This is a genomic window from Roseateles sp. P5_E8 (genome assembly GCF_054177665.1).
Genome location: NZ_JBGCUM010000011.1, coordinates 16,155 through 42,551, shown reverse-complemented (window position 1 = coordinate 42,551; position 26,397 = coordinate 16,155). Strand labels below are relative to the sequence as shown.

The window sequence follows — 26,397 nt, the reverse complement described above, 5'->3', positions numbered from 1 at the left end:
CGCCGGCCGGCGCACAGAAAGAATTCCATGAGCGCCACCCAGCAAATCGCCGAAGCCTTCACCACCGCCCGCGCAGCCGGCCGTGCCATCGCGGCCTACCCCGGCACGCCGCCCGCGACGCTGGCCGAGGCCTACGAGATCCAGGCCGCCGCCATTGCGCGCTGGCCCGACGCGGTCAAGGGCTGGAAGGTCGCCCGCGTGAACCCCGCCTTCGCGGCGCAGTTCCCCGAAGAGCGGCTGATCGGCCCCGCATTCGCCCCCAACGTGCACCAGGTCGAGCAGGGCGGCACGCCGACATGCCCGGTTTTTGAAGGCGGCTTCGCGGCCGTCGAGGCGGAAGTCGTCATCGTCGTCGCAGCGGACTCGCCGGCGGGCAAGGCCGACTGGACGGCCGATTCAGTGCTGCCGCTCGTCAAGTCCATGCACATCGGGGTGGAAGTGGCGAGCAGCCCGCTGGCCACGCTGAACGACATCGGCCCGGGCGCGGTCATCTCCGACTTCGGCAACAACTGGGGCGTCGTCGTCGGCGCCGAGATCGCCAACTGGCGCGAACTGGAGACCATCGATGTCGAGACCTTCATCGACGGCCAGTCCGTCGGCACCGGCAAGGTCAGCATCAAGCCCGGCCCGCTCGGCGCGCTGGCGTTCACGCTGAACAAGCGGGCCGAGCAGGGGCAGACGCTGAAGGCGGGCGACGTCATCTCCACCGGCATGATCACCGGCGTGCATGACATCCTTGCCGGTCAGCAGTCGCGGCACGTGTTCGCCGGCGTCGGCGAAGTTCAGGTGCAGATCACGAAGGCGGTAGCCGTAGGGATTTAGTGGCGYTGACGAGCCTGTTTCAACTTTCGGATCTGCAGGCGAGAGTCATTTGGCGGGCGAAGAAAGAACAAGATGTTGTCAGCGACTATTAAGTTATTCCTTCCACGCGGTGACGCGAAAAGTTTGCGGACTGCGGAAATCTCGAACTGGAGCGGCAAGGCCATCGCCGCTCCACGCATCGAGCTTGACGAGCTGCTTTTGCGGGAAGAGCTCGACAAACCCGGCGTCTACATCTTGCTTGGAACGGACCCCGAAACGAATGCTCCACGCGCGTACTTCGGCGGGGCAGAGGTGCTTCGGGAACGTCTAAAACAGCATCGATCCAAAGAATTCTGGGTCGCGGCCATCGCTTTTGTAAGCAAGGATGAGAACCTTACAAAGGCGCATGTCCGCTATCTGGAAAGTCGCCTGCTCGCTGAGGCGACATTGATCGGGCGCTACGCTCTTGATCAAAACCAAGCCGGAGGTGCCAAGCTACCGGAGTCTGATCGCGAGGACATGGAGGTGTTCTTGGGAAGGATTCAGCAGTTGCTGCCGGTTCTCGGGTCAGACATATTGACACCGCTCGTGCAGCCCGCCCGAGCAGTCTCGGCACCCAGTCTGCTTTTCTGCACTATCAAGAATGCGGAAGCTCAGGGGCAGCGGAGTCCGAACGGCTTTGTGGTTTACAGAGGCTCGACGGCTGTAGCAGATGAGAGGCCTTCAGCGCAGTCATGGGTTAGGGGCCTTCGACAACAACTGCTTGATGAGGGCGCGCTTGTGGCTGAGGGCAGTCTCTTGAAGTTCGTAAAGGACGCTGAGTTCTCAAGTCCCTCGGCCGCCGCGGCGACCGTTAAGGGTGGAAACGCTAACGGCCTCACCGCCTGGCGAAGGAAGGATGGAGTGACCCTTCGAGAGTTGGACGAGAACTGACCTCTGAGTCGCGAAGCGCTGCCTACCTGCGGAACGTTTCGACATACCGCTTCGCCTCTTGCCGAATGATTTCGTCCAGCCCAGGTAGCCGCTCGACGAGCAGGGCCAGCTCATCCAGGGCCTGCAGCGTGATCTCGGCAAGCGCGACCAGGCGAGCAATCACCTTCGCCTTCGGGATGTCGCATCGATGGCCGAAGTCCAGCAGCCCTTGTCGCGCCGCAAAGAAGCTTTTGTTGCCCACCAGCTCCAGCGCCAGCGTGTCCTCGGGGATGTAGAGCCTGGTGCAGACGATGTCGTAGGCCGGCGCCATGCGCACCTCGCCCGTCACCTGCTCGTACAGCACGCCGAAGTTCTTCATGTGGGCGTCGCCATTGCCGAGGATGCACGACAGCGCCACCATGTCGAACAGCTGCGCGCGCGCGGCGGCCCAGTGCTCGGGGCTGCAGTAGAGACTCAGCAGCTTCAGCGCCTGGGAGTAGCTGCCGACGTACTTCTGGTCGGCATCGCGCCCGGCTAGCACCAGCATGTCCTCGAAACCGAGGATGCGGCCGTCGGCAGGGCGATCGAACCGGCGCATCACGAACAGTTCGCCATCCTCCGACAGGTAGAACTCCGGCACCGGCAGGCCCGCGCGCTTGGCCACGCTCATGCAGAAGAACTCGTTGACGGCCATGCCGGGGAACTCTCCCAGCCCCGACTTCACGATCAGCTCGGCGGTGGCCAGCGACGCCTTGTACTCGGCCGGGGGGAGGCCGGCCCGCGCCTCCGGCACCAAGACCTTGGGCTGCACGCCGCTCAGGCCGCTGCGCATGACGTAGGTGTCCACCAGCCGCGCGAACAAATCCTTCGAGCCCTTGCTGGCCAGCAGGTCCGCCAGGTTCTCGCCCGGCGCCTCCGGCACGGGCGCCGCGCCCTCAGCCGAGAACCGCAGGCGCCCGATCGGCGCCTGAGAGCCGATGACGGTCAGCAGCAGCAGCGGGTCCATGCCGGTGGTCTTGGCCAGACGCTGGCGCAGTTGCTCCAGCACATAGCCTTCCGGCAGATTCATCTGGAAGACCGGGTGCAGTGAACTGTGCAGATAGGGCTTGACGCGGCGAGGCATCCCGAGCGCTGGCGCGGCCAGGTCGCCGGCCTGCGGGTCGAAGGCGAAGACGTAGTCGCCTTCGCGCTGCAGGCGCCCGGCCAGTCCTTGTGGCGTGTGCACCAGCACCGCTGGCGCCCGCTCAGACATGCTCATCGCCCATCAAGGCGCCGATCTCTTCCAGCGTCGGCCGCTGTGCCGGCACCAGCTGGAACTGCGCGCCGAGGGCCGCCGCCACGCGGGCATAGGACGAGACCGCCACGCCGGTGCGGCCAGCTTCGACGTGGATCACCTTCAGCCTGGGAATGCCGGCACGCTCGGCGACGTCGACCAGGCGCAGCCCGCGTGCCTGGCGCATTTCCTTGAGCTTGGCGCCAATGGCCTTGACGGTGGATTCGTAGTCATTCACGACCTAGATAGTATCGTATGCAATGCTTTATTGTTTGATGGCATCGTATTTGATACCTGCCTGCGGAGCCGTCCGAAACTCGCTGGCAACTCTGCGGATCAGCCCGCCAAGGCTGCGTTCAAGCCATTGCCGGCAACAGCCGCCGTGGCAGCCGCATGAACGCCAGGGCAGACAGGAACGAACCTATGCCCATCGCGAACGCGCCTATGAACAACCACGTGTAGCTGGACGTGGCATCAAAGATCAGTCCGCCCAGCACCGGCCCCAGCGCCATGCCGACACTGCTGGCCATCGTCGTGCCGCCGATCACGGTGCCCATCATGCGCAGCGGGAAGTTGTCGCGTGCGATCACCGCGAACAGCGGCATCACGCCCGCGTAGGTGAAGCCGAACAGCGCSGCSACCGTGTAGAAGCTCCCCARCTCGCGCGCCTGCACGTAGCCCAGCACGACGATGGCCTGGGCCAGCAGCGCCAGCACCAGCGTGCGCGCGGCGCCGAAGCGGTCGCCCAGCAGCCCGAACACCAGGCGCCCGCCCATGCCGGCCAGCCCCTCCAGGCTGTAGATGGACACGGCCGCCATCAGCGGGATGCCGCAGGTGACGGCGTAGCTCACCGTGTGGAAGATCGGCCCCGAGTGCGTGGCGCAGGTCAGGAAACTCGTCAGCACCAGGATCAGGAAGGGTGCCGAGCGGATGGCTTGGCCGACGGAGGGGCCGGGCTCCTGCGCGGCGCCTGTGTCGGCAGCAGCCTGGGCCAGAGCCGGCGGGCGGCGCACCAGCAGCGCCGCCGGCAGCATGACGCCCGCCACCACCGCCGCGATGATCTGCAGCGTGCTGCGCCAGTCGTGCGCCTGCACCAGCCAGGCGGCCAGCGGCGACATCGTCAGCGGCGCCATGCCCATGCCCGCCGACACCAGCGACACGGCCAGGCTGCGCCGCGTGTCGAACCAGCCGGTCACGCAGGCCATCAGCGGCGCAAAGATCGCCGCAGCGGCCAGGCCGACGACCGCGCCGAACAGCAGCTGGAAGGCCAGCAGCGACGTCGCCAGGCTGGCCAGCGCCAGGCCCGCGGTGAGCAGCAGCGAGCCTGCGATGAGGACGATGCGCGGCCCGACGCGGTCCGACAGCGCGCCCCAGGCCATGCTGCCGACGGCCATCGCCGCGAAGGCGATGGTCATCGCGGCGGAGATGCCGGTGGTGGACCAGCCCGTGTCCAGCGCGATGGGCCGCAGCAGCACGGGCAGCGAGAAGAGGGCGCCGATGGCCACGCAGCCGAGCAGGCCGCCGGCGGCGACGATGACCCAGCGGTAGTGCTCGCGCAGAGCGTTCGTCAAGGAAGGCATGGCGTGTCCTTTACGCGGTGGCGTTTACCGAGGCTTGCTGCCGCAGTCCGGCCCGTCAAGTTGCCGCACCTCGCATTCGATGTCCCATCCAGGGCCGTGCAGCCCCAGGAATCGCCGCGTCAACTCGAGCGCTTCCGCCTGGGAGGGCGCCTCGAAGATGGCGTAGCCGGCGATCACCTCCTTGACCTCCGTGAACGGGCCATCCATGACGGACATCTCGCCGCCGCGGCTGAGCCGCACGCGCACGCCTTCCGCGGTCGGTCGCAGCCCGGCCGTGCTCACCAGTTGCCCGGTGCGGGTGAGCTCTTCGATGAGCTGGCCCATGTCGGCCATCAGCTGCTCGCTGGGCGCCTGGGCGGTGGCTTCGTCGATGCGGATCATCGAAAGGAACTTCATGCTCGGTTCTCCTGGGGCGTGGTGCGGCGGAATGGTTCTGCCGTCTCACCCTGAAGACGAACGAGTGCGTGCCGGATCGACAACTGCGGCGTCGCGCAGTCGCGAGACCAGGGTTTTCCTGGGGCTTTGAATGGGATCGGGGTTTGCGCCGTGCATGGCGCAAGCCAAGAGATCGCCCTAGCAGCCGACAGCGCGGGGCAGGGTCACCGTGATGCGGGTGAGGCCGGTGTCGTCGGACGTCTCCATCGCGATGTCGCCCTGCTGGGCATGCACCAGCAGGCGCGCCGAGTAGGTGCCCAGGCCGCTGCCGCCGGCCTTGCCCGCGGTGACGAACTTGTCGAAGAAGCGCTCGCGGATGTCTTCCGGCACCACGCCCTTGTTCTCGATCTCGATGCGCAGCGGCGATTGGTCCAGCAGCCGCACCGACACCTTGCTGTGGGCGGGCGCGGCCTCGCAGGCGTTCTTGAGCAGGTTCTGGAAGGCCGAGAAGCACAGCGTGATGTCGCCCAGCGCCAGCGGCGGCTCGGCGCCGACCGGCGCGTCGGTGTCCACCGAGATGGCCAGGGATTTCTCGGCGTAGGTGACACGGTCGGTCTCGACGATGCGGCGCAGCAGCTCGCCGATCTTGACCGGCCCAGGCTTGAGCACGAAGCGGCCGGTCTCGATCTTGTAGAGCTCCGCCGACAGGTTGATCATGCCCAGCACACGCAGCGTGATCTCCTCCACCAGGCGCAGCTGTTCGGTCTGCTTGCGGCCGAGGTCGTCGTCCTCCAGCAGCGCCTGCAACACGCCCAGGGCGCCCGCCAGCGGGCCCTTGATGTCGTGCCGGGTGATGCGCTCCACGTCCTCGCGCAGCTGGGCGGCTTCCACCATGCCGTCGACCTGGGCCTGCAGGTCCTTGCGCAGTTGCACATAGCGCATGAAGTTGCGCACCCGGGGCTTGAGCGTGGCCGGGTCGACCGGCTTGGAGATGAAGTCCACCGCGCCCAGGTCCAGCCCCTGCAGCCGCGCGTCGGCGGTGTCCAGCGTGGTGATGAAGATGATGGGAATGGCCTGCGAGCTGGGGTGTTCGCGCATGCGGCGCGCCACCTCGAAGCCGTCGATGCCCGGCATCATGATGTCCAGCAGCACCAGGTCGGGCGGCCTGTCCGAGGTGACGAACTCCAGCGCCTTGGCGCCGGTCTGGGCCAGGCGCACGCGGTACTCGCCGCGGAACAGTTCGGACAGCAGCAGCAGGTTGTCGGGCGTGTCGTCGACGATCAACACGGTGGGCCGTTCGGGCGTGCCATCCGCGCCGGTGGCCGCCGGCCGCGGGGCCGCTGCGGCCGCGGCCACCATCTCCACCGGCACCGGCTTGCGCGGCGTCCAGTGCATGGCCTTCTCGACCCGGTTCAGCAGCTGCTGCGGCGTGTAGGGCTTGAGCAGCATCGAGGTCACGCCGCTGGCGATGGCCTCCTGCACTTTCTCCCGCTCGGCCTCGGCGGTGATCAGCACGAAGGGCAGGGCCGACAGCTTGGGGTCGGCGCGCATGGCCTTGAGCAGCTCGATCCCAGACATCACCGGCATGTTCCAGTCCGACAGCACGATGTCGAAGGGGTTGGCCTTCAGGTAGCGCAGGGCCTCGGCGCCATCCTTGGCGGTCATGATGCGCTCCACACCGACCTGGCGCAGCTGGCTCACGGTCACCTTGCACATGGCCTCGAAGTCGTCCACCACCAGCACGCGCGTGTGCGGGCCCAGCGTCACCGCGGCCTTGCTGGCGAATGGGTTCATGGGCTTGGCTCCAGTTGCTTGAGGGCGGCGAGGGCGGCGTCGAAGTCGAAATCAGCCAGGGCCTTGGACACGCGCCGCAGCGCCTGCGCCTCGGGCCTGCCCGCGGCCAGCGCTAGCAGTTCGTCGGCGAGGTCGCCGGCATCGGCGTCACCCTGGGCCACCAGCTGCGACAGGCGCGCCAGCCCGGCCTGCAGCGCCGGGTCGGGCGCGGCATTGGTCGGCGCCGCGTCGGCCGCAGGCGCGTCGCCTTCCAGCGCGGCCAGCCCGGCCAGCACGGGGGCCAGCGCCTGCAGCACCTGGGCCAGGGGCTCGTCAGCCTCCGCAGGCTCGTGGCCCGGCTGGCAGGCCGCTTCCAGCCGTCCGGCGGCGGCCTGCAGCTCGACGGCGCCGATGTTGYCGGCCGTGCCCTTCAGCGTRTGGGCCAGGCGCTGGGCGGCGCTGGGATCGGCGCCGCTGCGGGCCGCGGCGAACTGCTCGTCGAACCGCGCCTGGCCGGCGTTGAACTTGAGCAGCAGGCGGCGGTACAGCGCCGGTTTGTTGGCCGTCGTGGCCAGGCCGCGGGCGATGTCGATGCCGGGCAGCTCGGGGAAGCCGGCTTCGGCTGCGGGCTTGTCAGCGCGGGCAGCAACGGCGCCCTTGGGCCGGCGGGCCGCCGGGTCGACCCAGCGGGCAATGGTCTTGAACATCGTGCCCACGTTCAGCGGCTTGGGCACGTGGTCGCACATGCCGGCCTCCAGCGCCTTCTCGCGGTCGCCAGCCATCGCGTTGGCGGTCATGGCGATGACGGGGATGGCGTCCCAGGCGGGATTGCGGCGGATCATCTGCGTGGCGGTGTAGCCGTCCATCACCGGCATCTGGCAGTCCATCAGGACGCCGTCGAAGTCGGCATCGGCGGCGAGCGTGTCCAGCGCCAGCTGGCCGTTCTCGGCGCAGACGACAACGATGCCGGCGTCGGCCAGCAGGTCCATGGCCAGCTCCTGGTTGAGGTCGTTGTCCTCGACCAGCAGCAGCCGCGCACCCGACAGATGAGCCAGCGCCTGGGCATGGGTGTCGGCCTTCTCTACGGCGCGCGTCTCCACCATCTGCCCCTTGCCCAGGGCCTCGGCCACGGCCTCCAGCAGCGTGGACGAGGTCACTGGCTTGGTCAGCACGGTGGCCGGCGCCACGCCTTGGTACTGGGCGGCGCTGAGGGCCTCCTCGCGGCCGTAGGCGGTGACCATGATGACCGTGGGCGTGCGGCTCAGCTGCTCGGCCTTCAAGCGGCGCATGGCTTCGACGCCGTCCATCTCCGGCATCTTCCAGTCCATCAGCACCACGTCGTAGCCGAGCTGCTTCTGGTCGGCCTGGGCGGCCATGCGCAGCGCCTCGGCGCCGTTGCGGGCCGCGTCCACCTCCAGGCCGAAGGTCTTGGCCATGCTGGACAGGATCTCGCGCGCAGAGGCGTTGTCGTCCACCACCAGCACACGCGTGCCCAGCAGCTCGTCGGCCCGGTACATGCGCCGCGGCTGCGGGTCCCGCTGCACGCCGAAGCGCACCTCGAAATGGAAGGTCGAGCCCTGGCCGGGCACGCTTTCCACCCAGATGCGCCCCTGCATCATCTCCACCAGGTTCTTGGAGATGGCCAGGCCCAGGCCGGTGCCGCCGTAGCGGCGCGTGGTGGAGGCATCGGCCTGGCTGAAGCTCTCGAACAGGCGGCCGCATTGCTCGGGTGTCATGCCGATGCCGGTGTCGCGCACCCAGAAATGCAGGCCCACGTCGTCGGCGCCCTGCGAGACCGGCTCCACAGCCACCACCACCTCGCCGCKCTCGGTGAACTTGACGGCGTTGTWGCCSAGGTTGACGAGGATCTGGCCCAGCCGCAGCGGGTCGCCGCGCAGCGCGGTGGGTACCTCGGCGTCGACATTGAAGAGCAGCTCCAGCCCCTTGTCGTCGGCCTTCAGGCCGACGAGGTTGGCGAGGTTGTCCATCACGTCCTCGAGGCGGAAGTCCACCGTCTCCATGACCATCTTGCCGGCCTCGATCTTGGAGAAGTCGAGGATGTCGTTGATGATGCCCAGCAGGTTCTCGGCCGAGCGGTGCACCTTCTCGACGTAGTTGCGCTGCTTCTTGTCCAGCGCGGTCTGCATCACGAGGTGGGACATGCCGATGATGGCGTTCATCGGCGTGCGGATCTCGTGGCTCATGTTGGCCAGGAAATCGCTCTTGGCCCGGGTGGCCTCCAGGGCCGTCTCGCGCGCCCGGCGGATCTCGTCCTCTGTCCGCTTCTGCTGCGTGATGTCCTGGTAGGCGCCGTACATGAACTGCAGCTTGTTGGTGGCGGGCTCGCGCAACAGCTTGCCCGCAGCATGCACCCACACGACTTCACCATCCGCGGGGCGCTTGTAGGCGTAGATGGAGTCGTACTTCTCGTACTTGCCATCGATGGCGCCCTGGTAGCGCTCCGCCGTGGCGGCGGCCGTTTCCGGGTTGGCTTCCTGAAGCCGCGAGAACCATTCGCTGTCGAGGCGGTAGCGCCCATCGGGGTGGATGGGCTCGCCCAGGATGCGCGCCGCGCGCTCGGACTGGAAGTAGTGGTCAGGGTCGCTGTAGTCCACATACCAGTAGCCGCTGCCCGTCAGCTCCAGCGCCACGTCGGCGAGGAAGTTGGTGTGCTGGATCTGCGCCTCCATGCGCTTGCGCTCGGTGACGTCCTGAAGCATCCACACGGTGCCCTTGTCGAGGTCTCCGGGGTCGATGGCCGCCCCGCTGAACTGGCACCAGAAACGTGAGCCGTCGGCCCGCACCAGCTCCTGTTCGCGGTGGTGCATCTCACCGCGCGCGAGTTGCTCGTAAACCGCGCCGCCACCCGACTCGTACTCCTCGTCGCTGGCGTACCAGGCACGCGTGGAATGGCCGATCTGAGCGCCTTCGCGGGTGCCGAACAGCGCATCGAGCTTGCTGTTGCTGCGCACGATGACGCGGTCCTTGATGAAGGCGATGCCCAGCGTGGTGGCCTCGAACATGGCGGTCTGCTCGGCGTGGGCGACGCGCATGGCCTGCTGGTCCCGCTGGCGTTGCGTCACGTCATAGATCCAGCTGACCAACAGGTTGGACTCCCCCTGCGCCATCCGGGTGGTGCTGATCAGCACGGAGCGGACGCTGCCGTCATCACGCGCCAATTCCGCCTCATGGTCCTTGACGATGCCGTCGCGCCGCAGGGCCTCGACAAACTGCTCGCGGTTCTGCGGATTTTTCCAGAGCGACTGGGTGTTGCGTGCCAGCAGCTCCTCATTGGACAGGCCCATCAGCCGTGACATCTGCTGATTCGCGAAGATGGGCAGGCCATCTTCCGAATTGATGGAAACGCCGACCGGGCTGTTCTCCAGGATCTGCTGCAAGCGCCCGCGTTCCTCGGCCAGCGCGCGTTGCGCCACCTTGCGCGAGGTGATGTCATGCAGCATCCACACCGTGCCCTTGCTCAGGTCCTGGGGGTCGATGGCAGAGCCGCTGAGCTCGCACCAGAAGCGTGTGCCGTCGGCACGCACCAGTTCTTCCTCGCGCTGATGCTTGCCGCCGTTGGACAGGTGCTCGTAGATCTCCTTGAGGGCCTCGCCGAACACCTCATCGGAGTCGTACCAGGCCCGGGCAGACTGCCCGATCTGCGCGCCTGGCCCGGTGCCGAACAGCTCGTCGAGCTGGCTGTTGCAACGCACGATGACCTTGTTCTTGATGAAGGCAATGCCCAGCGTGGCGGCCTCGAACATGCTGGCCTGCTCGGCACTGGCCACGCGCATGGCCTCCTGGTCCTTCTTGCGCTCGGTGACGTCGCGCACCGAGGCGCACACGCTGGGCTCGCGTCCCTCGACGGCCGGCAGCAGCGACAGGCCCACCTCGAGCGGGAATTCCGAGCCATCCTTGCGCAGGCCCCTGAGCGAGCTTTGGGTGCCGCCCATCTCGCGCCGCCCGCCCTCAGTGAAGAAGCCGTCGCGCAGCGTCGGGTGGCCCGGGCGGCGGTCCATGGGCACCAGCAACTCGATGGCCTGGCCGATCAGCTCCCGCTCCTCGTAGCCGAAGATCTCGGCCAGGCGCGGGTTGGCCATTGTGATGATGCCCTGCCGGTTGGCCACCAGCAGGCCGTCCGGTGCGGCCTCGATGATGGCGCGGTACCAGCGCTCGGTGGCCTGGATGGCGGCCTTCTGCGCCGCCAGTTCGCCGGCCTGCTGCTCCAGCGCCTGCGCCTGGCGCTGGGTCTCCTCCAGCAGCTTGTTGGAGCGGGCCGCGCGCTCGAGGATCTCGAGGTTCATGGCCAGCACCGGCGTCAGCCCGTCCAGCAGGGCCTGCTCCTGGGCACCAAAGGGCTCGAAGGTGGCCAGCTCCAGCACGCCCAGCAGGCGGTCGCCGCGCAGCAGCGGGAAGAGGGCGATGGCAGTGGGAACAGCCTCGCCCAGGCTGGAGGCGATGCTGATGTAGTCGGCCGGCGGCTGCTTCAGCACGATGGGGCTGCGCTCCAGCGCGCATTGGCCCACCAGGCCCTGGCCCAGCTCGAAACGCTGCTCCAGCGACTTGCGCTCTTGATGCGCGTAGCTGCCCAGCAGCTGCAGCTGGCGGCTCTCCTCGTCCCACCCGTACATCGCGCCATGGCCGATGCCGGCAATGTCCGCCATGCGGCTGAAGAAGACGCGTGACAGCTCGGCGGAATCGCTCACGGTCTGCAGCGCATTGGAGATCTGGGCCAGATGACTCTTCAGCCAGTTCTGGCCTTCCATCTGCTGCGCCACCTGCTGCAGCACCTGCACCGAGCGCGCCAGCTCGCCCAGCTCGTTGCTGAAATCCTGATGCGGCACAGCGATGGCCAGGTTGCCCTGGGCCAACTGCTCGACTGCGTGGCGCACCCGCTGATTGGGGCGCCGGATGGACGCCGCCACCAGCCAGGAGACCACCCCGCCCAGCGCCAGGCCACCGATCAGCAGCACCAGCGTGTATTGGCGCGCCTTGGCGGCCAGCTGCCGTGCCTCCTCGGTGCTCAGGTAGGCGCCGCGCTCCTGGGCCTGCACGACGCTGTCCATGCGGGTGCGCACGGCTTCGCCCGCTGACTGGAACTCATGCGATGCGACCAGGGTCCTGGCCTTGGCCACGTCACCGCGGCCGAGCAGGCCCAGGGCCTGGTCCACATTGCCCTTGTAGATGGCGTAGGTCTCTTCGAAGCGGCTCAGGCGCGCCTGGTTGTCGGTGCGGAACACGCGCGGGCGCAGCTCCGCCACCTCGCGGCGCAGCTTGATGTCCTGCTCGACGACATTGCGCACCGCAGCGTCGCGGTCCTCGGGCGTCTCGGCAATCAGCGCCTGGCGCAGCTCGCGGCCCATGGTGATGTAGTCGGCCTGCGCATCTTTGGCGCTGGACACGCCCAGCAGGTCCTGCTCGTAGAGCTGGTCGATCTGGCGCAGCAGCGCCCGCTGCGTCAGCAGGTCGCTCAACCCCAGGGCCAGTGCCAGGCCGATGAGCACGGCGAACCCGAGCAGCAGCTTGGCTCGCAGCGTGCGGCCTTCCAACAGTTGCAAGCCAATCGTCACTCACCCACCTCCACGGTTGTCTCGCGACCCTCGCGATCTTCGGGCTGGGTCGGCGACGCATTCTTGCTGCGCCGCAGGATTTCCAGGCTGTTGATCAGCAGGGCCAGCACATCGTCCAGCCGGGCCAGCAGCGCTTCGTCGGGCGGTTGCAGCAGCGCCAGCTCGACCACGCCCACCAGTTCGTCGTTCAGCACCAGCGGTGCCAGCACCAGCGCGCCGGGCAGGGTGTTGCCCAGCCCCGAGCGCAGCCGCCACGGTCCCGGTGGCGGCGTGTCCAGCACGCGCCGCTGCCGGTCCAGGGCGCATTGGCCCAGCAGCCCCTGGCCCAGTTCCAGCGCCCGCGGTGGCGCCTCGCCGGCGGCTGCGGAGCCCAGCAGCAGCAGGCGGGGCGACTCGCCCAGGCTGGCGGCATACAGGGCGCCCTGCATGGCCCCCAGCATCTCGCGCGCAGACAGCAGGAAGACCGAGGCCAGCTCGGGCAACTGCTCGCAACGCTGCAGGCGTGCGGCCAGCCGGGACAGTTCGGCCCGGAAGGCCGCCGTGGCCTCCTGCTGGGCCGCGAACTCGCGCAGCTGGGCGTTGGCCCGCAGCTGCTTTTGCCGGCCCCGCCACAGGCGGTAGCCCATCCAGCCCAGCAGCAGCACCAGCGCAGCAACGAGCGCGCCGACGGCCAGGGCCCGCGAGGCCGGCGCGCCGGCTTCCAGGTCCTCCATCAGCACCAGGGTCCAGGCGCCGGCGGGGTCGTTCCAGTCGACCTCGGCCGAGGCCACCGCATGGCGCCGGTGCTCCCAGGTCTGGAAGCCATTGCTGGTCGCAAGCGGCAAGACCTTGGGATCGCGGCGGTCGAACAGCGTGCCGAACTGCTTGAGTTCGCGAATGGCCGTCAGGCGCTCCGGGCTCGCCTCTGCGGCCAGGCTGCCGACCCACTGCGACCGCTTGCTGGCGAACACCACCTGCTGGGGCGACAGCAGCAGCGCCTCTTGGAACTCGCCTTGCAGCAGCGCGTCGACACGGGCGAGATCGGTGCGGGCCACGACGACGCCCAGCGGCGTCGGTGCGTCCATGCCCGTCACGGGTGCCGAGAAATACAGCGAGCGCTCCCCCTGGCTCACGCTGACCGCGGCATACACGCTGGTCCTGCCCGCCATCGCCGTCTTGAAATAGGGCCGGAACTTGACGTCCAGCCCGGTCGAGGGCTTGTTGCCCCAGTCCCAGGAGGAGCGGATCACGCCGTCCTGCGCCACCACGAAGACGCCGTTGGCCCCGAAGGCGCGGCCCACTTCGCCCAGCTCGGCGCGCAGGAACGGGTCCGTCTCGACGACGACGCTGCGTGCTTCGCGCTTCATGCCCGGGTCCGTCAGCCCCAGCAGCGTGATGGCCCCCATCAGGTTGCCGTTGAGCGTGCCGGACATGACCTCGATGCTCTTGCGGCGGGCCTCGATCTGCAGCAGCGTCAGCTGCCTGTCCGCGCCGGCGCGCGCGTCGACAAACGCGGCAGCCCAACCCGCCAGCAGCGCCAGCAGCAGCAGGGCGGCCAGCACGCCCAGATGCCGTGACCGATCCGTGCTGAAGCCGGGCCGCGCCGTCATGGGCTAGGGGCTCTGGAAGGGGCTGAGCACCTGCGCCTTGGCATGCAGATCGTCGTCGCTATCGAAATAGCGCCGCGCCACGGCCTGGAACTTGTCGAGCACGGCCAGGAAGGCATCCACCATGTCCGGGTCGAAATGCTGGCCGCGGCCGTCGATGATGATCTGCACGGCCTTCTCGTGCGGCATGCCCTCCTTGTAGACGCGCCGGCTGATCAGCGCGTCGTACACGTCGGCCACGGCCATCAGCCGCGCGGACACCGGGATGTCCTCGCCGGACAAGCCTTCGGGGTAGCCCGAGCCATCCCATTTCTCCTGGTGGCTGTAGGCGATCTCCTTGGCCACCGTCAGGAAGTCCACCTTCAGGCCCAGCCTGTCCTCGGCCTGCTGGATGGCATCGCGGCCCAGCTTGCAGTGGGTCTTCATGATCTCGAACTCATGCGGCTCGAAGCGGCCCGGCTTGAGCAGGATGCGGTCGGGGATGCCGACCTTGCCGATGTCGTGCAGCGGCGCCGACTTGAACAGCGTGKCGATGAAGCTGTCCGTCAGCACCGCGGCGAAACGCGGATGGCTGCGCAGCTGCTCGGCCAGCAGCTTCACATAGTGCTGGGTGCGGCGGATGTGGTTGCCGGTCTCGTTGTCGCGCGTCTCGGCCATCGAGGCCATGGCCAGGATGGTCACGTCCTGGATGGCCGTCAGCTCGCGCGTGCGCCGGGCGACCTCTTCCTCCAGGAAACTATTCTTGTCCTTGAGGAAATCAGCCGCGCGCTTGAGATTGAGATGAGTCTCGACGCGCGCCTGCACAATGGGCGGGTTGACGGGCTTGGTGATGAAGTCCACCGCGCCCAGCCGCAGGCCGAACTCCTCGTCCACCGTTTCGCTCAACGCGGTCAGGAAGATCACCGGGATGTCGCGCAATGCCGCGTCGGCCTTCAGCTCCTGGCAGACCGCATAGCCGTCCATCACCGGCATCATGATGTCGAGCAGGATCAGGTCCGGCGGCTCGGCGTCGCGCGCGAACTGCAGTGCCTTCTCACCGCTGTTGGCCAGGCGCACCCTGTAGGTGTCCTTGAGCAGGCCCGACATCAGGGCCAGGTTGTCCGGCGTGTCGTCCACCACCAGAATCGTCTGCCTGCGCGTGCCACCGGTCGTCTTGTCCATGCGTGGAACTCCCCCGTGCCTGTGTCCGAGTGCGTACTGCCCAACGCAGCGTAGCCCGGCAAGCCGGAACCGACAACCTAGAGCGTTGTCGGTCGTGGCGCCAGCGTCGAATAGTTCTGCAGTTGCCGGGCTGGCAGCGCTGGAGCGCGTTTGCCGCCTCACGGTTGTGTTAGCGGCGGATATGGGTCGACCGATCGGCCCCAAGTGCGTGGCGCATAGCCGCGGCGTCGCTCGGCCCGCCTGCGGCGGCGGCATGAACAAACGAAACAAATTGCTCTCCCGCCTGAAATCACCGCGTGACGGGTCGCGGGCACAGTGCGATGCCGTTCATTCAGGAGATCGTCGTCATGCCTTCACCTCCGTTCAGCGCATCCTCCGTCCGCCGCGTGCTGGCCGCACTCGTCGTCGCTTGCGCCTTCACTTCGGGCCTGGCCCATGCGACGGATGCCGTGCAAGGCATCGAGCAGGCGCTCAACGCGGCGCTGCAGGACAAGCGCGGCATCACGCTCTATGTCAACGGGCAGGCGATTTCGGGCGCCGTGACGCGCATCGAGCCGGGGCGCTGGGTGGAACTGCGCAACCAGCAATACGGCCGCATCGTCGTCCGCCTGGACCGCATCGACGGCATTGCGGCGCCCTGAGGGCGCGCGCGTTCAAGCCTTGCTCACGCGCGCCGCCACCTCCGGCGGCAGCGGCATGAACTCGCGCACGTCCTGCGCGCAGCGGCAGGCGGCGGCGATTTTCGCCGCCCAGTGGTGGGCGGCGTCCCGGTCGGGCACGTCAACGATGGTGAATCCGCCGATGAAGTCCCGGTAGGCCGGGTTGGGGCCTTGGGTGATGCGGCCGTCGGTCGCCACGATGGTCGTGGTGGGCGGCTCCAGCAGCCCGCCGCCGAAGATGAAGACGCCGGCGTCGATGGCTTCGAGCACGGCAGTGGCGGCGGCTTTGCCCACGGCCGGGAAGTCGGCTTCCGGGATGTGGCTCATGGCGCCGTCGTTGAAGGAGATCAGGTACTGGGTCATTCAGCGCTCCTGGGTTTGACCGGCCGCATCGGCCGGGCCCTTTCACGACGAACGAGGTAGCGCTGGGTCGACAAGTTGCGAGGCAATGAAGCTGCCCGGTCGTTGCGCCCATGGACAGCGCGCGGTCCAGAGGCGTGGATGCTTGACGTTGAAGCTGTGCGGCGGACCGAGGCTCGCCGAGGGACGTCCGATCGAGATCGGTTTGGCCTCACTTGCGACTAGCGGGCAAGCCCAGCGTGAAATGCCCCAAGAACCCCGACCAGCGCGAATGGCACAAGTAAATACACAAACCAGAGAAGCGCCGGCGCGCCGCCAAGGCGAATATGAAAACTGGCGTTCATCAGAAATGATGCGGCGAGCAAAATTCCCGCCATCCAAACGCCAAATCCATTCCCGTTGCTCGCAATGAGCGTGATCATGGCACCGCCGAGCGATACCACCGCAGCGATTTCCGCCTTCCGACCGTTAGAGCCCTTCGGATGAAACAACGCGACACGAATGCTTGCCGCCGCCAAGAGCACTGCAAGGAGCAGCAAATCGACCACGCGTTGGGGGAGGGACCGTTCCAGGAGAAATGCAATCAAATCTTGGGATGGGATCGAGATGAACGATCGGTAGAGGTTCACTCCATCGAGTATGAATCCCTTCCACTTAAAAATGGATTCCGATAGGGACGCAATCGAGGTAGACGCCAGCAAGAGCGAAATCCCGATATAGAGCCTCACGCGCCAAGGGGCCCGCTCCCATGCGCTTACTACCTCATCTACGTCAGCTTTAAGACCCATAGTTGATTTGTGTGGAGATTGGTTTCCCGTGAGGCCTAGCCGTTCGAGCTAAGGGGGCCGCCAGCGGCAGGACGCTAGGCCTGGGTCGGCAAAAATGTACAGCGTACCACCGGCCCGGGCTTGGTGGCCTGCCGCTGGTGGCCCCTTGAGCGAGGGGTTAGCCGCAGTGGGTGATTTATTTCAGTCCCGCGTTTATGCTCGCGGCAATCCCAACTAGTAGTAGCGGACTCAAAATATAGGTGAACCAAAGTATTCTTGTTGCTCCACCAATTTTATTGAATCTTAGCGACGAAAACACGATAAAAGACATCACGAGCGTTAGCAGATGCCTGGCGGTGTTAGGGCCCGAAGACCAAAGAGCAATCGCCAAAGAAATCAGAACGAGCACAATCGTGCCCGCAATTGCTTCCGCTTTGCCTCTCGAACTGCCAGCATTGTGAAACGCGACCTTAAGGTTTGCAGACAAGAATAGAGAGGCCAGAACAAAGGCATCTGCCAACTGTGTCGGTATCTGATAGTTTATATACTTTAGAAAAAATCCAATCATTGGGCTCACAACTATGGCTCTATAGAATTCGACTCCAGACAGGATAAATCCCTTCCATTTTGCGACGGTCTCCGATAGCGAGGCTATTGAACCAGAGGCTAGGAAAAGGGAAAGGCCCAGCCACAGGCGAACTCTCCATGGGGCGGTTCGCCAAACAGATAGGACTTCGTCGAAGTCGGATTTCAGCCCCAAGGTTGGTATCTCCTCTGCGGCCAACGAATTCAGCGGGCGCCGAAGGCGTCCGCTGCGATGAATGGTTAGGCACCGGCTGCAAGAGGCTATGACGCTTGACGAGCTTGCCAGTGCGCGACATTGGCCCTAAATCGTGTGCCGGCGGCGCGCACTTACAAGTTCTCTGCCACCCGTTTCGCCTTCCGTTGACGGCTGATGATGCCAGCGGCGCTGGCTCTCGCCCCGCTGCCGCCAACCGCTGCAGACCCAGGTTTTCCCTGGTAGTTCCAGCCCTACAAAAACTCGCCGCCCACCACGATTCCGCGACGACGTGCGCGTTCCTAGAGTCGCTCCCATCCTGAGGAGCACTCGATGACCCAYGATCCCTACGACGCCGACCGGCCTTTGCTGATGCACTGCGCCTGCGGCCAGCACGCCAGCGCGGCCGACCACGCCGCTGCCGAACTGCGGACCCGCAGCGAGACCGCCGACTTCGAGGCCGAGTCGGCCAGCTTCGTCGAGGCCGCGCTCGTCAAGGCGTTGTTCCCGCAGGACGCGCTGCGCCGCCGCTTCCTGAAGGCCGTGGGCCGCAACACGGCGATGGCCGCCATCTCCAGCGTGCTGCCGGTCGCGTCGCTGCAGGCGATGGCGCAGGGCACCCAGGGCGCGCTGGAGAAGAAGGACCTCAAGATCGGCTTCATCCCCATCACCTGCGCCACGCCGCTGATCATGGCCCACCCGCTCGGCTTCTATGCCAAACAGGGGCTGAACGTGGAGGTCGTCAAGACGGCGGGCTGGGCGCTCATCCGCGACAAGATGATCAACAAGGAGTACGACGCCACGCACTTCCTGTCGCCGATGCCGCTGGCCATCAGCCTGGGCCTGGGTGCACCGGCCACGGCCATGAACGTGGCCACCATCCAGAACACCAACGGCCAAGCCATCACGCTGAGCGTGAAGCACAAGGACAAGCGCGACCCGGCGACGTGGAAGGGCTTCAAGTTCGCCGTGCCCTTCGAGTATTCGATGCACAACTTCCTGCTGCGCTACTACGTGGCGGAAGCAGGGCTGGACCCGGACCGCGACATCCAGATCCGCGTGGTGCCGCCGCCCGAGATGGTGGCCAACCTGCGCGCCGGCAACATCGACGGCTTCCTCGGCCCCGACCCCTTCAACCAGCGCGCGGTCTACGAGGAAGTGGGCTTCATCCACCTGCTCACCAAGGAGCTGTGGAACGGCCACCCCTGCTGCGCCTTCGGCACGAGCACGGAGTTCATCCAGAAGAACCCCAACACCTTCATCGCCCTCTACCGCGCGGTGCTGACCGCTGCGGCGATGGCGCGCGAAGCCAAGAACCGCGAACTGATCGCCAAGGTCATCGCGCCGCAGGCCTATCTGAACCAGCCCGAGACCGTCATTGCCCAGGTGCTGACGGGCAAGTTCGCCGACGGCCTGGGCAACGTCAAGGTCGTGCCCGACCGCGCCGACTTCGACCCCATGCCCTGGCAGAGCATGGCGGTGTGGATCCTGTCGCAGATGAAGCGCTGGGGCTATCTGAAGGGCGACGTGAACTACAAGCAGATCGCCGAGAAGGTGTTCCTGCTGACCGATGCGCGCAAGCAGATGAAGGCGCTCGACCAGGCCGTGCCCGAGGACAAGACCGGCGGCTATCCGAAGTTCAAAGTCATGGGCAAGGAGTTCGACCCGGCCAAGGCGGATGCCTACGTCAACAGCTTCGCCATCAAGCGCACATGAAGCCCTCGCTCGCTTTCCGCGCCGGCCTGCTGTCGCTGCTGCTGCTGGGCTGCCTGCTCGGCCTGTGGCATCTCGCCACGCTGGGTAGCGGCCCGGTCGCGGCACCCACGGCGGCCATGACGCCCGAGCAGATCGAATACGCCAAGCTGATGGGCAAGCCGGTGGACGCGACGCCGGTGGCCGCGAAGAGCGGCTTCCCGACGCTGGCGCAGATGGGCCGCACGGTGCTGCATCACCTGGCCGAACCCTTCTACGACCGTGGCCCCAACGACAAGGGCATCGGCCTGCAGCTGGCCTATTCGCTGGGCCGCGTGGGCCTGGGATATCTGCTCGCGGCGCTGGTGGCCATCCCGCTGGGCTTCGTCATCGGCATGAGCCCGCTCATCCACCGCGCGCTGGACCCGTTCATCCAGGTCTTGAAGCCCATCTCGCCGCTGGCCTGGATGCCGCTGGCGCTCTACACGATCAAGGATTCGGCCGCGAGCGGCATCTTCGTCATCTTCATCTGCAGCCTGTGGCCCATGTTGATCAACACGGCCTTCGGTGTGGCCGGCGTGCGGCGCGAGTGGCTGAACGTGGCGCGCACGCTGGAAGTGAGCCCGCTGCGCCGCGCCTTCGAGGTCATCCTGCCGGCGGCGGCGCCCACCATCCTGACGGGCATGCGCATCAGCATGGGCATCGCCTGGCTGGTCATCGTCGCGGCCGAGATGCTGGTGGGCGGCACGGGCATTGGCTACTTCGTCTGGAACGAGTGGAACAACCTGAGCCTGCCCAACGTCATCTTCGCCATCCTCGTCATCGGCCTCGTGGGCATGGCGCTGGACCTGCTGTTTGCCCGCGCCCAAAAGGCGGTGACCTATGCCGACTGAACTCGTCCAGGTGCAGGGCCTGGGCAAGCGCTATGGCGACGCGACCGTCTTCGATAACGTCAACTTCACGCTGACCGAGGGCGAGTTCGTCTGCATCATCGGCCACAGCGGCTGCGGCAAGACGACCATCCTCAACGTGCTGGCCGGGCTGGAGCAGGCCAGCGACGGTCACGTCTTCATGGCCCAGCGCGAGGTGAATGCGCCGGGGCTGGAGCGCGGTGTCGTCTTCCAGGGCCATGCGCTGATGCCCTGGCTGACGGTGCGGCAGAACATCGCCTTCGCGGTGCGCAGCAAGTGGCCAAGCTGGGGCCGCGCCGAGGTCGATGCGCAGGTCGAGAAATACGTTGCCCTCGTGGGCCTGACGCCCGCGCTGGACAAGAAGCCCAGCCAGCTCTCCGGCGGCATGAAGCAGCGCGTGGGCATCGCCCGCGCCTTCGCCATCGAGCCGCGCATGCTGCTGCTGGACGAGCCCTTCGGCGCGCTCGATGCGTTGACGCGCGGCACCATCCAGGACGAGCTGCTGAAGATCTGCGCCGCCACGCGCCAGACCGTCTTCATGATCACGCACGACGTGGACGAAGCCATCCTGCTGGCCGACCGCATCCTGCTGATGGCCAACGGCCCGCAGGCGCGCGTGGCGGAGATCGTCGTCAACACCATGAGCCGTGACCGCCAACGCGCTTCGCTGCACCACGACCCGCAGTACTACCGCATCCGCAACCACCTCGTCGACTTCCTCGTCGAGCGCAGCGCAACCCTCTCCCACGGCCGCGCGCCCGAGCACCCGCCGGAGGTGCGGCCCGGTCTCGCGCAGACCGCCGAAATCCTTTCCCTCGACACCCACCCCGCCATTCACAGGAGCACCGCATGAGCCGCCTCGAAGTCACCGAAAAGATCATTGCCACCAAGGTTGCCAAAGGCATCAAGTGGGCCGACATCGCCGCCGACATCGGCCTCAGCAAGGAATGGGTCACCGCCGGCTGTCTTGGCCAGATGACCTTCAACGACGAGCAGGCCGCCAAGCTGGCCAAGTTCTTCGACCTGACCGAGTGTGAGACGCAGTGGCTCAAGGTCGTGCCCTACAAGGGCAGCCTGCCGACCAGCGTGCCGACCGACCCGCTGATCTACCGCTTCTACGAGCTGATCAGCGTCTACGGCACGACCTTCAAGGAGCTGATCCATGAAGAGTTCGGCGACGGCATCATGAGCGCCATCGACTTCAAGATGGACCTGCAGCGCGAGGCCAACCCGATGGGCGACCGCGTCAGCATCGTCATGAGCGGCAAGTTCCTGCCCTACAAGACGTACTGACCATGAAGCCGCCGCTTCCACCGTTCACGCACGAAAGCGCCGTGCAGAAGGTGCGCATGGCCGAAGACGCCTGGAACAGCCGCGACCCGGACCGCGTCGTTGGCGTCTACACGGACGACACGGTCTGGCGCAACCGCGCCGAGTTCCCGGTCGGCCGCGAGCAGGTGCATGGCTTGCTCACTCGCAAGTGGGCGCGTGAGCTGGACTACCGGCTCATCAAGGAGCTGTGGGCTTTCGGTGGCAATCGAATCGCCGTGCGCTTCGCCTACGAGTGGCACGACGACTCAGGCCACTGGTACCGCAGCTACGGCAATGAGAACTGGGAGTTCACCGACGAGGGCCTGATGCGGCGGCGCTTTGCGAGCATCAACGACCTGCCGATTGCCGAATCGGCGCGGCTGTTTTTCTGGCCGCTGGGCCGAAGGCCGGACGACCATCCGAGCCTGAGCGACCTCAATCTCTGACGGCCAGCATGACGGCGTAGGCCTTGAAGGTCGCAGTGGCCTGCTGGCCCACGGCAAGCCCCAGCCCGTCGACCGCATCGTTCGTCACGCTGGCCGTCACGACCGTGCCCCCAGGCAACGTCAACCCGATCAGCGACGACACCGCGCCGCGTTCCACGCGCGACACCGTGCCGGCCAGCTGGTTGCGGGCCGAAAGCCGATAGCCGCCGAAGTCCGTCACCAGCACGACCTCGCTGGACTTCACCAGGGCCAGCGCCTCCTGGTCGGTCTTCACCTGGAGCTCCTGCGCGGCCTCGGTCGTCAGCGAGGCAGTGACCTCCTGGCCGCCGTCCAGCGCGACGCGCACCGTCGTCGTCGCCGGGCCGGGGTTAATCGTCGAGATGCGGCCGAGGAACTGGTTGCGGGCGGTGGTTTTCATGCTCATCCTTTTCAGCAGCGCATCGAGCGCCGGTTGCGTGGCCAGCCAGGCGGCCTGTTCATGCAGGAAGGCGGCGTGCCGTGCCGCCAGCTCGCGCCAGGCAGCCAGCAAGGCCTCGCCCTCGGCCGTCAGCCGCGTGCCGCCGCCGCCGCTGCCGCCGGTGGCCTTGTCGACCAGCGGCGCATGCGTCAGCGCGGTGGCCGCGTCCAGCACCAGCCAGGCGCCCTTGTAGCTGTAGCCGGCGGCCTTGGCGGCCTTTTGCAGCGAGCCGGTCAGGTCCAGCGCGGCCAGCAGGTCGAAGAAGCGGCCGTCCAGCCGGCCGGCCAGGCGCAGCTCGCCTTGCAGCAGCGGATGGTCGGCACTACTCATGTCAGCCGCGCGCGCAGTTCGGGGGCGTCGGCCCGCAGCTGCTGGCTGACCTGGCCGCCGTCGATCAACACGACCTCGTCGGCCAGCGCCAGCACGTCGTCGGCATCGTGGCTGACCATGACGGCCGGGATGCCCCATTGCGCCAGCACGCGCTGCAGCTCGGTGCGCAGTTCGCGGCGCAGCGCGCTGTGCAGCGCGGCGAAGGGCTCGTCCAGCAGCAGCACCTGCGGGTTGCAGGCCAGGGCCCGCGCCAAAGCCACGCGCTGCTGCTGGCCGCCCGAGAGCGTGGCGGGTTTGCTGCGCGCCATGGCGGTCAGGCCGAAGGATTCGATCACCTCATCCACGCGCGCGGCGTCGTCGGCCTTGAGTCGGCGGCGCCAGCTCGTCAGCCCGAAGGCGATGTTGTCGCGCACGCTGAGGTGGGGGAAGAGGGCGTAGTGCTGAAACAGATAGCCGACACCGCGCGCCTCGGGTGGCAGGTCGATGCCGGCGGCGGTGTCCAGCAGCGCCCGGCCGTTCAGCCTCACATGGCCCTCGCGCACCGGCAGCAGCCCGGCCATGGCCTGCAGCGTCAGCGACTTGCCGGCGCCCGACGGGCCGTAGAGCGCGACGAAGGGCGCGTCGGTGGCGAAGGCGATGTCGAGGTCGAAGCGACTGCGGGCGTCGCTAACGGAGAGTTGTAGTGAGACGTCGATCAAGGTTTAGCGAAGCCGTACTTGGCGAGGATGGTCTGCGCCTCGGTGCTGCCGAGAAAGCTCACGAAGTCGCGCGCCAGGGCTGCCCGCCTGCTGTCCGCCACCACGGCGGCCGGGTAAGTGACCGGCGCGTGCCCGCCCACAGTCATGGCGATGACGACCTTGCCCTTGGCCAGCTCGGCGTCGGTGCGGTAGACGAAGCCGGCCTCGACCTCGCCGCGCGACACGTAGTCCAGCACCTGGCGCACGTTGTCGGCGAAGACAAGTTTGGCTTGCAGCGGCGCCCACAGCTGCGTGCTCTCCAGCGCCTGCTGGGTGTAGCGGCCCACGGGCACGGAGGCGACCTTGCCGATGGCGATGCGCTTCACGTCCGCCAGCGCCAGGTCGCGCACGCTCTTGACCGGGCTGCCGGGCGGTGTGACCAGCACCAGCGTGTTGCTCGCAAAGTCGCGCCGCGTGTCGGCCGCGATGAGCTTCTGTTCGGCGCCGCGATTCATCGTTTCCTGGTCGGCGCTGGCGAACACGTCCACCGGCGCGCCCTGGGTGATCTGCTGCAGCAGCACGCCCGAGGCGGCGAAGTTGAAGCGCACGGTGGCCCCGGGCTTGCTGGCCTCGAAGCGCGGCCCGATTTCCTTGAAGGCGTCCGTCAGGCTGGCGGCGGCCGAAACGGTCAGTTGCTGGGCAGAGGCCAGCAAGGGCAGGGCGACGGAGAGCGCGAGCAGCAGGCGTTTCATGGCGGTGAGCGTTGCAGAAAACGGTTGGACAGCACGAGGATGGCGACCGACACGGCCGAGACGATGAGGGCGAGCATCAGCGCCAGGTCGTCACGGCCGGCTTGCACCGCGTCGTAGATGGCCATGGAGGCGGTCTGCGTCTGCCCGGGAATCGAGCCGGCCACCATCAGCGAGGCGCCGAACTCGCCCATGGCGCGGGCAAAGGCCAGCAGCGTGCCGGCCAGGATGCCGGGCCAGGCCAGCGGCAGCGTCACGCGCACAAAGGTGCTCCAGCGCGACTGGCGCAGAGTGCGCGCGGCGGCCTCCAGGTTGCGGTCCACCTGGCTGAACGCGCTGCTGGCGCCCTTCAGCACCAGCGGCAGGGCCACCAGCGTGGAGGCGATGACGGCGCCATGCCAGTTGAAGATGACCGTGTAATCGAAGTGCTCGCGCAGCCAGGCTCCTAAGGCGCTGCGCCGGCCCATCAGCACCAGGATGCCGTAGCCCAGCACCGTGGGCGGCAGCACCAGCGGCAGCATGCAGACGGCCTCCAGCAGGCCGCGCCCCGGCAGCCGCGTGCGGGCGAACACCCAGCCCAGGGCCACGCCCAGCAGCAGCGCGAGCAAGGTCGCGACGGCGGCCACGCGCAGCGTCAGCGTGAGCGGCGCGGCGTCGAACTGGCTCCAGAGATCGGCGGGCATGGAGGCGTAATGTAATCAACTACATCACGATGGGCCGACGGAAGCGAGGGCAAGGCTGGCCGACTATCCTCGCGTGCCTGATCGCCATGGACCTACTCACCGAACTCTTCACCCGCCACGGCCTGTTCGCCGTCGCCGCTGCCGTGCTGCTGCACCAGCTCGGCGCGCCGCTGCCGTCCACGCCGCTGCTGCTGCTGCTAGGCGCGGAGTCGGCGTCGCGGGACGGCTTTGCGCTGCGCGCCTTTGCCGCCGTGACCGGCGCCGCGATGGTGGCCAATGTGATGTGGTTCTGGGCCGGCCGGCGCCTGGGGCGGCGCGTGCTGGCGGCGCTGTGCCGCATCTCCATCTCGCCGGACAGCTGCGTGCGCCAGAACGAGATCAGCTTTGCCCGCCGTGGCGCGCTGACGCTGCTGATCGCCAAGTTCGTGCCGGGGCTGTCCATGGTGGCGCCGCCGCTGGCAGGCGCCCTGGGCATGACGGCGGGGCGCTTCCTGACCTGGAACCTGCTCGGCTCGGCGCTCTGGGCCGCCGCAGGCCTGGCGGCGGGCCGGGTCTTCCATGCGCAGATCGGCGCGCTGCTGCGTGAACTGAGCCGGTTAGGCGGTGCGGCCGTCGCGCTGGGCGTGGCGGCCGTCGCCGCTTATCTGGCCTGGCGGCTGTGGCGGCGCGCGCGGGTCCGTCGCGAACTGGGCCGCCTGGAGCGCCTGGGCCCCGCCGACGTGATCGCCTTGCGGCAGCAGGGCTGCGACATCGTCTTCGTCGACGTGCGTGGCGGGCCTCCGGCCAGCCGCATCCCGGGCGCCCGCCATCTCGACCTGGGCGCCCTGGACGATGCCGCGCTGGCCGGGTGGCCGGCCGAGGCCGAGTTCGTCACCTACTGYGCCTGCCCCAATGACGTCTCCGCCGCGCGCGCCGCGCAGTGGCTGAAGGCGAGGGGCCACCAGGCGCGGGTGCTGCGTGGCGGCGTCGACGCCTGGACGCAGGCCGGGCTGGCGCTGGAAAACAGCTGAGCGTTTGAACCGCCCGCCGACGACCGGCCTCCGCCGTGACCTGCAACGCTGATTGCGTGCGGGAAGTCGCAAGCCGCAAAGCGCGGCAGCTTGGGTTGATTGGTATTTACCCTGATAATAGGGTTTACCCCCAAACACCGGGCCACGAGCCCAACCCTCCGATCATGAGCTTGATCCAGAACTTCATTCACACCCTGCGCAACGTGCTGACGACGGACACCGCCGCCGAAGCTGATGAGCGCTTCCTATCCGATGCCATTGACCACGCTGACCTGGAGCGCCGCATCGCGAGCCAGTCGCGCGCCCAAATGATGGCGCCGCTTAACATCGGTCGCTAAGCCAGACGTCCCGCCCCGCCGCTGACGGCCCCGCAAGGGGCCGTCTGTATTTGTGCGGATGGTGATTGAAATGAGTCGGCGCCGTCCGACACAAGCGCAGCACGGCAGCCGATGCGGCGATTGCCACATCGCGGCGAGAGTTGCAGCAACAGATCTCGATGGAGCGCTGCACTGGTCGAACAGCACACCCCACCGACA

24 protein-coding genes are annotated in these 26,397 nt (G+C 67.3%); 10 read left to right on the top strand and 14 right to left on the bottom strand.

Annotation, left to right across the window (positions count from 1 at the left end):
• Nucleotides 1-27 precede the first annotated feature (27 nt).
• Together ACXRVZ_RS09040 and ACXRVZ_RS09035 are read left to right on the top strand one after the other, a co-directional pair.
• On the top strand, nt 28-822 hold the full coding sequence (locus ACXRVZ_RS09040; RefSeq protein ID WP_458232314.1) for a 2-keto-4-pentenoate hydratase: 795 nt from the start codon (nt 28-30) through the stop codon (nt 820-822).
• 72 nt (nt 823-894) lie between these two features.
• The gene (locus ACXRVZ_RS09035; RefSeq protein WP_457427953.1) at nt 895-1,734 is read left to right on the top strand and encodes a GIY-YIG nuclease family protein; all 840 of its coding nucleotides are present in this window, start codon (nt 895-897) and stop codon (nt 1,732-1,734) included.
• A 22-nt stretch (nt 1,735-1,756) separates the two neighbouring features.
• Here ACXRVZ_RS09035 and ACXRVZ_RS09030 read toward each other — a convergent pair whose 3' ends face one another.
• From ACXRVZ_RS09030 to ACXRVZ_RS08995, 8 genes are all read right to left on the bottom strand, one after another.
• On the bottom strand, nt 1,757-2,971 hold the full coding sequence (locus ACXRVZ_RS09030) for a type II toxin-antitoxin system HipA family toxin (protein WP_458232313.1): 1,215 nt from the start codon (nt 2,969-2,971) through the stop codon (nt 1,757-1,759).
• The gene (locus tag ACXRVZ_RS09025) at nt 2,958-3,224 is read right to left on the bottom strand and encodes a helix-turn-helix domain-containing protein (protein ID WP_457425575.1); all 267 of its coding nucleotides are present in this window, start codon (nt 3,222-3,224) and stop codon (nt 2,958-2,960) included. The genes ACXRVZ_RS09030 and ACXRVZ_RS09025 overlap by 14 nt, the downstream gene beginning before the upstream one ends.
• Nucleotides 3,225-3,342: 118 nt before the next feature.
• A complete protein-coding gene (locus ACXRVZ_RS09020; protein WP_457425573.1) occupies nt 3,343-4,566 on the bottom strand; it encodes an MFS transporter in 1,224 nt (407 codons plus the stop codon).
• Between the two features lie 24 nt (nt 4,567-4,590).
• Nucleotides 4,591-4,962: a YciI family protein gene (locus tag ACXRVZ_RS09015; RefSeq protein WP_457425571.1), complete on the bottom strand. Its 372-nt coding sequence runs from the start codon at nt 4,960-4,962 to the stop codon at nt 4,591-4,593.
• 177 nt (nt 4,963-5,139) lie between these two features.
• The gene (locus tag ACXRVZ_RS09010; RefSeq protein ID WP_457425569.1) at nt 5,140-6,735 is read right to left on the bottom strand and encodes an ATP-binding response regulator; all 1,596 of its coding nucleotides are present in this window, start codon (nt 6,733-6,735) and stop codon (nt 5,140-5,142) included.
• Entirely contained in the window at nt 6,732-12,284 is a 5,553-nt protein-coding gene (locus ACXRVZ_RS09005) for a PAS domain S-box protein (RefSeq protein ID WP_458232312.1), read from the bottom strand. The genes ACXRVZ_RS09010 and ACXRVZ_RS09005 overlap by 4 nt, the downstream gene beginning before the upstream one ends.
• Complete coding sequence (locus ACXRVZ_RS09000) at nt 12,281-13,873, bottom strand: GAF domain-containing protein (protein ID WP_457425565.1); 1,593 nt, start codon at nt 13,871-13,873, stop codon at nt 12,281-12,283. The genes ACXRVZ_RS09005 and ACXRVZ_RS09000 overlap by 4 nt, the downstream gene beginning before the upstream one ends.
• Before the next feature lie 3 nt (nt 13,874-13,876).
• A complete protein-coding gene (locus tag ACXRVZ_RS08995; RefSeq protein WP_458232311.1) occupies nt 13,877-15,031 on the bottom strand; it encodes an HD-GYP domain-containing protein in 1,155 nt (384 codons plus the stop codon).
• Nucleotides 15,032-15,378: 347 nt separating this feature from the next.
• Here ACXRVZ_RS08995 and ACXRVZ_RS08990 point away from each other — a divergent pair, with 347 nt between their 5' ends.
• Nucleotides 15,379-15,672: a hypothetical protein gene (locus ACXRVZ_RS08990; RefSeq protein ID WP_457425561.1), complete on the top strand. Its 294-nt coding sequence runs from the start codon at nt 15,379-15,381 to the stop codon at nt 15,670-15,672.
• Nucleotides 15,673-15,684: 12 nt separating this feature from the next.
• On the opposite strand, the gene ACXRVZ_RS08985 is transcribed toward ACXRVZ_RS08990, so the two are convergent.
• Together ACXRVZ_RS08985 and ACXRVZ_RS08980 are read right to left on the bottom strand one after the other, a co-directional pair.
• Nucleotides 15,685-16,053 carry a YciI family protein gene (locus ACXRVZ_RS08985; RefSeq protein ID WP_457425559.1) on the bottom strand — a complete coding sequence of 123 codons (369 nt, stop codon included), beginning with the start codon at nt 16,051-16,053 and terminating at the stop codon, nt 15,685-15,687.
• Nucleotides 16,054-16,271: 218 nt separating this feature from the next.
• A complete protein-coding gene (locus ACXRVZ_RS08980; RefSeq protein WP_457425557.1) occupies nt 16,272-16,679 on the bottom strand; it encodes a hypothetical protein in 408 nt (135 codons plus the stop codon).
• A gap of 1,249 nt (nt 16,680-17,928) precedes the next feature.
• Between ACXRVZ_RS08980 and ACXRVZ_RS08975 the strand changes: the two genes are divergently transcribed.
• The 5 genes from ACXRVZ_RS08975 to ACXRVZ_RS08955 are packed head-to-tail and all read left to right on the top strand — an operon-like array spanning nt 17,929 to nt 21,955.
• Nucleotides 17,929-19,311, top strand: a complete 1,383-nt coding sequence (locus tag ACXRVZ_RS08975; RefSeq protein ID WP_457425555.1) for a CmpA/NrtA family ABC transporter substrate-binding protein — start codon at nt 17,929-17,931, stop codon at nt 19,309-19,311.
• Complete coding sequence (ntrB, locus tag ACXRVZ_RS08970) at nt 19,308-20,180, top strand: nitrate ABC transporter permease (RefSeq protein ID WP_457425553.1); 873 nt, start codon at nt 19,308-19,310, stop codon at nt 20,178-20,180. The genes ACXRVZ_RS08975 and ntrB overlap by 4 nt, the downstream gene beginning before the upstream one ends.
• Nucleotides 20,170-21,051, top strand: a complete 882-nt coding sequence (locus tag ACXRVZ_RS08965) for an ABC transporter ATP-binding protein (RefSeq protein WP_457425551.1) — start codon at nt 20,170-20,172, stop codon at nt 21,049-21,051. Before ntrB ends, ACXRVZ_RS08965 begins: the two co-directional genes overlap by 11 nt.
• Complete coding sequence (gene cynS / locus ACXRVZ_RS08960) at nt 21,048-21,491, top strand: cyanase (protein WP_458232310.1); 444 nt, start codon at nt 21,048-21,050, stop codon at nt 21,489-21,491. Before ACXRVZ_RS08965 ends, cynS begins: the two co-directional genes overlap by 4 nt.
• Nucleotides 21,488-21,955, top strand: a complete 468-nt coding sequence (locus ACXRVZ_RS08955) for a nuclear transport factor 2 family protein (RefSeq protein WP_458232335.1) — start codon at nt 21,488-21,490, stop codon at nt 21,953-21,955. The genes cynS and ACXRVZ_RS08955 overlap by 4 nt, the downstream gene beginning before the upstream one ends.
• On the opposite strand, the gene ACXRVZ_RS08950 is transcribed toward ACXRVZ_RS08955, so the two are convergent.
• The 4 genes from ACXRVZ_RS08950 to modB are packed head-to-tail and all read right to left on the bottom strand — an operon-like array spanning nt 21,945 to nt 24,851.
• Nucleotides 21,945-22,742 carry a TOBE domain-containing protein gene (locus tag ACXRVZ_RS08950; protein ID WP_457425547.1) on the bottom strand — a complete coding sequence of 266 codons (798 nt, stop codon included), beginning with the start codon at nt 22,740-22,742 and terminating at the stop codon, nt 21,945-21,947. The genes ACXRVZ_RS08955 and ACXRVZ_RS08950 overlap by 11 nt on opposite strands.
• Nucleotides 22,739-23,440: an ABC transporter ATP-binding protein gene (locus ACXRVZ_RS08945; RefSeq protein ID WP_457425545.1), complete on the bottom strand. Its 702-nt coding sequence runs from the start codon at nt 23,438-23,440 to the stop codon at nt 22,739-22,741. Before ACXRVZ_RS08945 ends, ACXRVZ_RS08950 begins: the two co-directional genes overlap by 4 nt.
• Nucleotides 23,437-24,171 carry a molybdate ABC transporter substrate-binding protein gene (modA, locus tag ACXRVZ_RS08940; RefSeq protein WP_458232309.1) on the bottom strand — a complete coding sequence of 245 codons (735 nt, stop codon included), beginning with the start codon at nt 24,169-24,171 and terminating at the stop codon, nt 23,437-23,439. Before modA ends, ACXRVZ_RS08945 begins: the two co-directional genes overlap by 4 nt.
• Entirely contained in the window at nt 24,168-24,851 is a 684-nt protein-coding gene (modB, locus tag ACXRVZ_RS08935) for a molybdate ABC transporter permease subunit (protein WP_457425541.1), read from the bottom strand. Before modB ends, modA begins: the two co-directional genes overlap by 4 nt.
• A gap of 86 nt (nt 24,852-24,937) precedes the next feature.
• Between modB and ACXRVZ_RS08930 the strand changes: the two genes are divergently transcribed.
• Together ACXRVZ_RS08930 and ACXRVZ_RS08925 are read left to right on the top strand one after the other, a co-directional pair.
• Complete coding sequence (locus ACXRVZ_RS08930) at nt 24,938-25,861, top strand: VTT domain-containing protein (protein WP_457425539.1); 924 nt, start codon at nt 24,938-24,940, stop codon at nt 25,859-25,861.
• Nucleotides 25,862-26,025: 164 nt separating this feature from the next.
• Nucleotides 26,026-26,199 (top strand): hypothetical protein, encoded by a 174-nt coding sequence (locus tag ACXRVZ_RS08925; protein ID WP_458232308.1) that lies wholly within the window; start codon nt 26,026-26,028, stop codon nt 26,197-26,199.
• Nucleotides 26,200-26,397: the final 198 nt, after the last annotated feature.

What these genes read in the sequence shown, in the direction of transcription:
- ACXRVZ_RS09000 (WP_457425565.1), bottom strand. Translation starts at nt 13,873, where the DNA reads ATGACGGCGCGGCCCGGCTTCAGCACGGATCGGTCACGGCATCTGGGC.
- ACXRVZ_RS09040 (WP_458232314.1), top strand. Translation starts at nt 28, where the DNA reads ATGAGCGCCACCCAGCAAATCGCCGAAGCCTTCACCACCGCCCGCGCA.
- modA (WP_458232309.1), bottom strand. Translation starts at nt 24,171, where the DNA reads ATGAAACGCCTGCTGCTCGCGCTCTCCGTCGCCCTGCCCTTGCTGGCC.
- ACXRVZ_RS09030 (WP_458232313.1), bottom strand. Translation starts at nt 2,971, where the DNA reads ATGAGCATGTCTGAGCGGGCGCCAGCGGTGCTGGTGCACACGCCACAA.
- ACXRVZ_RS08965 (WP_457425551.1), top strand. Translation starts at nt 20,170, where the DNA reads ATGCCGACTGAACTCGTCCAGGTGCAGGGCCTGGGCAAGCGCTATGGC.
- ACXRVZ_RS09035 (WP_457427953.1), top strand. Translation starts at nt 895, where the DNA reads ATGTTGTCAGCGACTATTAAGTTATTCCTTCCACGCGGTGACGCGAAA.
- cynS (WP_458232310.1), top strand. Translation starts at nt 21,048, where the DNA reads ATGAGCCGCCTCGAAGTCACCGAAAAGATCATTGCCACCAAGGTTGCC.
- ACXRVZ_RS09010 (WP_457425569.1), bottom strand. Translation starts at nt 6,735, where the DNA reads ATGAACCCATTCGCCAGCAAGGCCGCGGTGACGCTGGGCCCGCACACG.
- ACXRVZ_RS08925 (WP_458232308.1), top strand. Translation starts at nt 26,026, where the DNA reads ATGAGCTTGATCCAGAACTTCATTCACACCCTGCGCAACGTGCTGACG.
- modB (WP_457425541.1), bottom strand. Translation starts at nt 24,851, where the DNA reads ATGCCCGCCGATCTCTGGAGCCAGTTCGACGCCGCGCCGCTCACGCTG.
- ntrB (WP_457425553.1), top strand. Translation starts at nt 19,308, where the DNA reads ATGAAGCCCTCGCTCGCTTTCCGCGCCGGCCTGCTGTCGCTGCTGCTG.
- ACXRVZ_RS08950 (WP_457425547.1), bottom strand. Translation starts at nt 22,742, where the DNA reads ATGAGTAGTGCCGACCATCCGCTGCTGCAAGGCGAGCTGCGCCTGGCC.
- ACXRVZ_RS08990 (WP_457425561.1), top strand. Translation starts at nt 15,379, where the DNA reads ATGCCTTCACCTCCGTTCAGCGCATCCTCCGTCCGCCGCGTGCTGGCC.
- ACXRVZ_RS09015 (WP_457425571.1), bottom strand. Translation starts at nt 4,962, where the DNA reads ATGAAGTTCCTTTCGATGATCCGCATCGACGAAGCCACCGCCCAGGCG.
- ACXRVZ_RS08985 (WP_457425559.1), bottom strand. Translation starts at nt 16,053, where the DNA reads ATGACCCAGTACCTGATCTCCTTCAACGACGGCGCCATGAGCCACATC.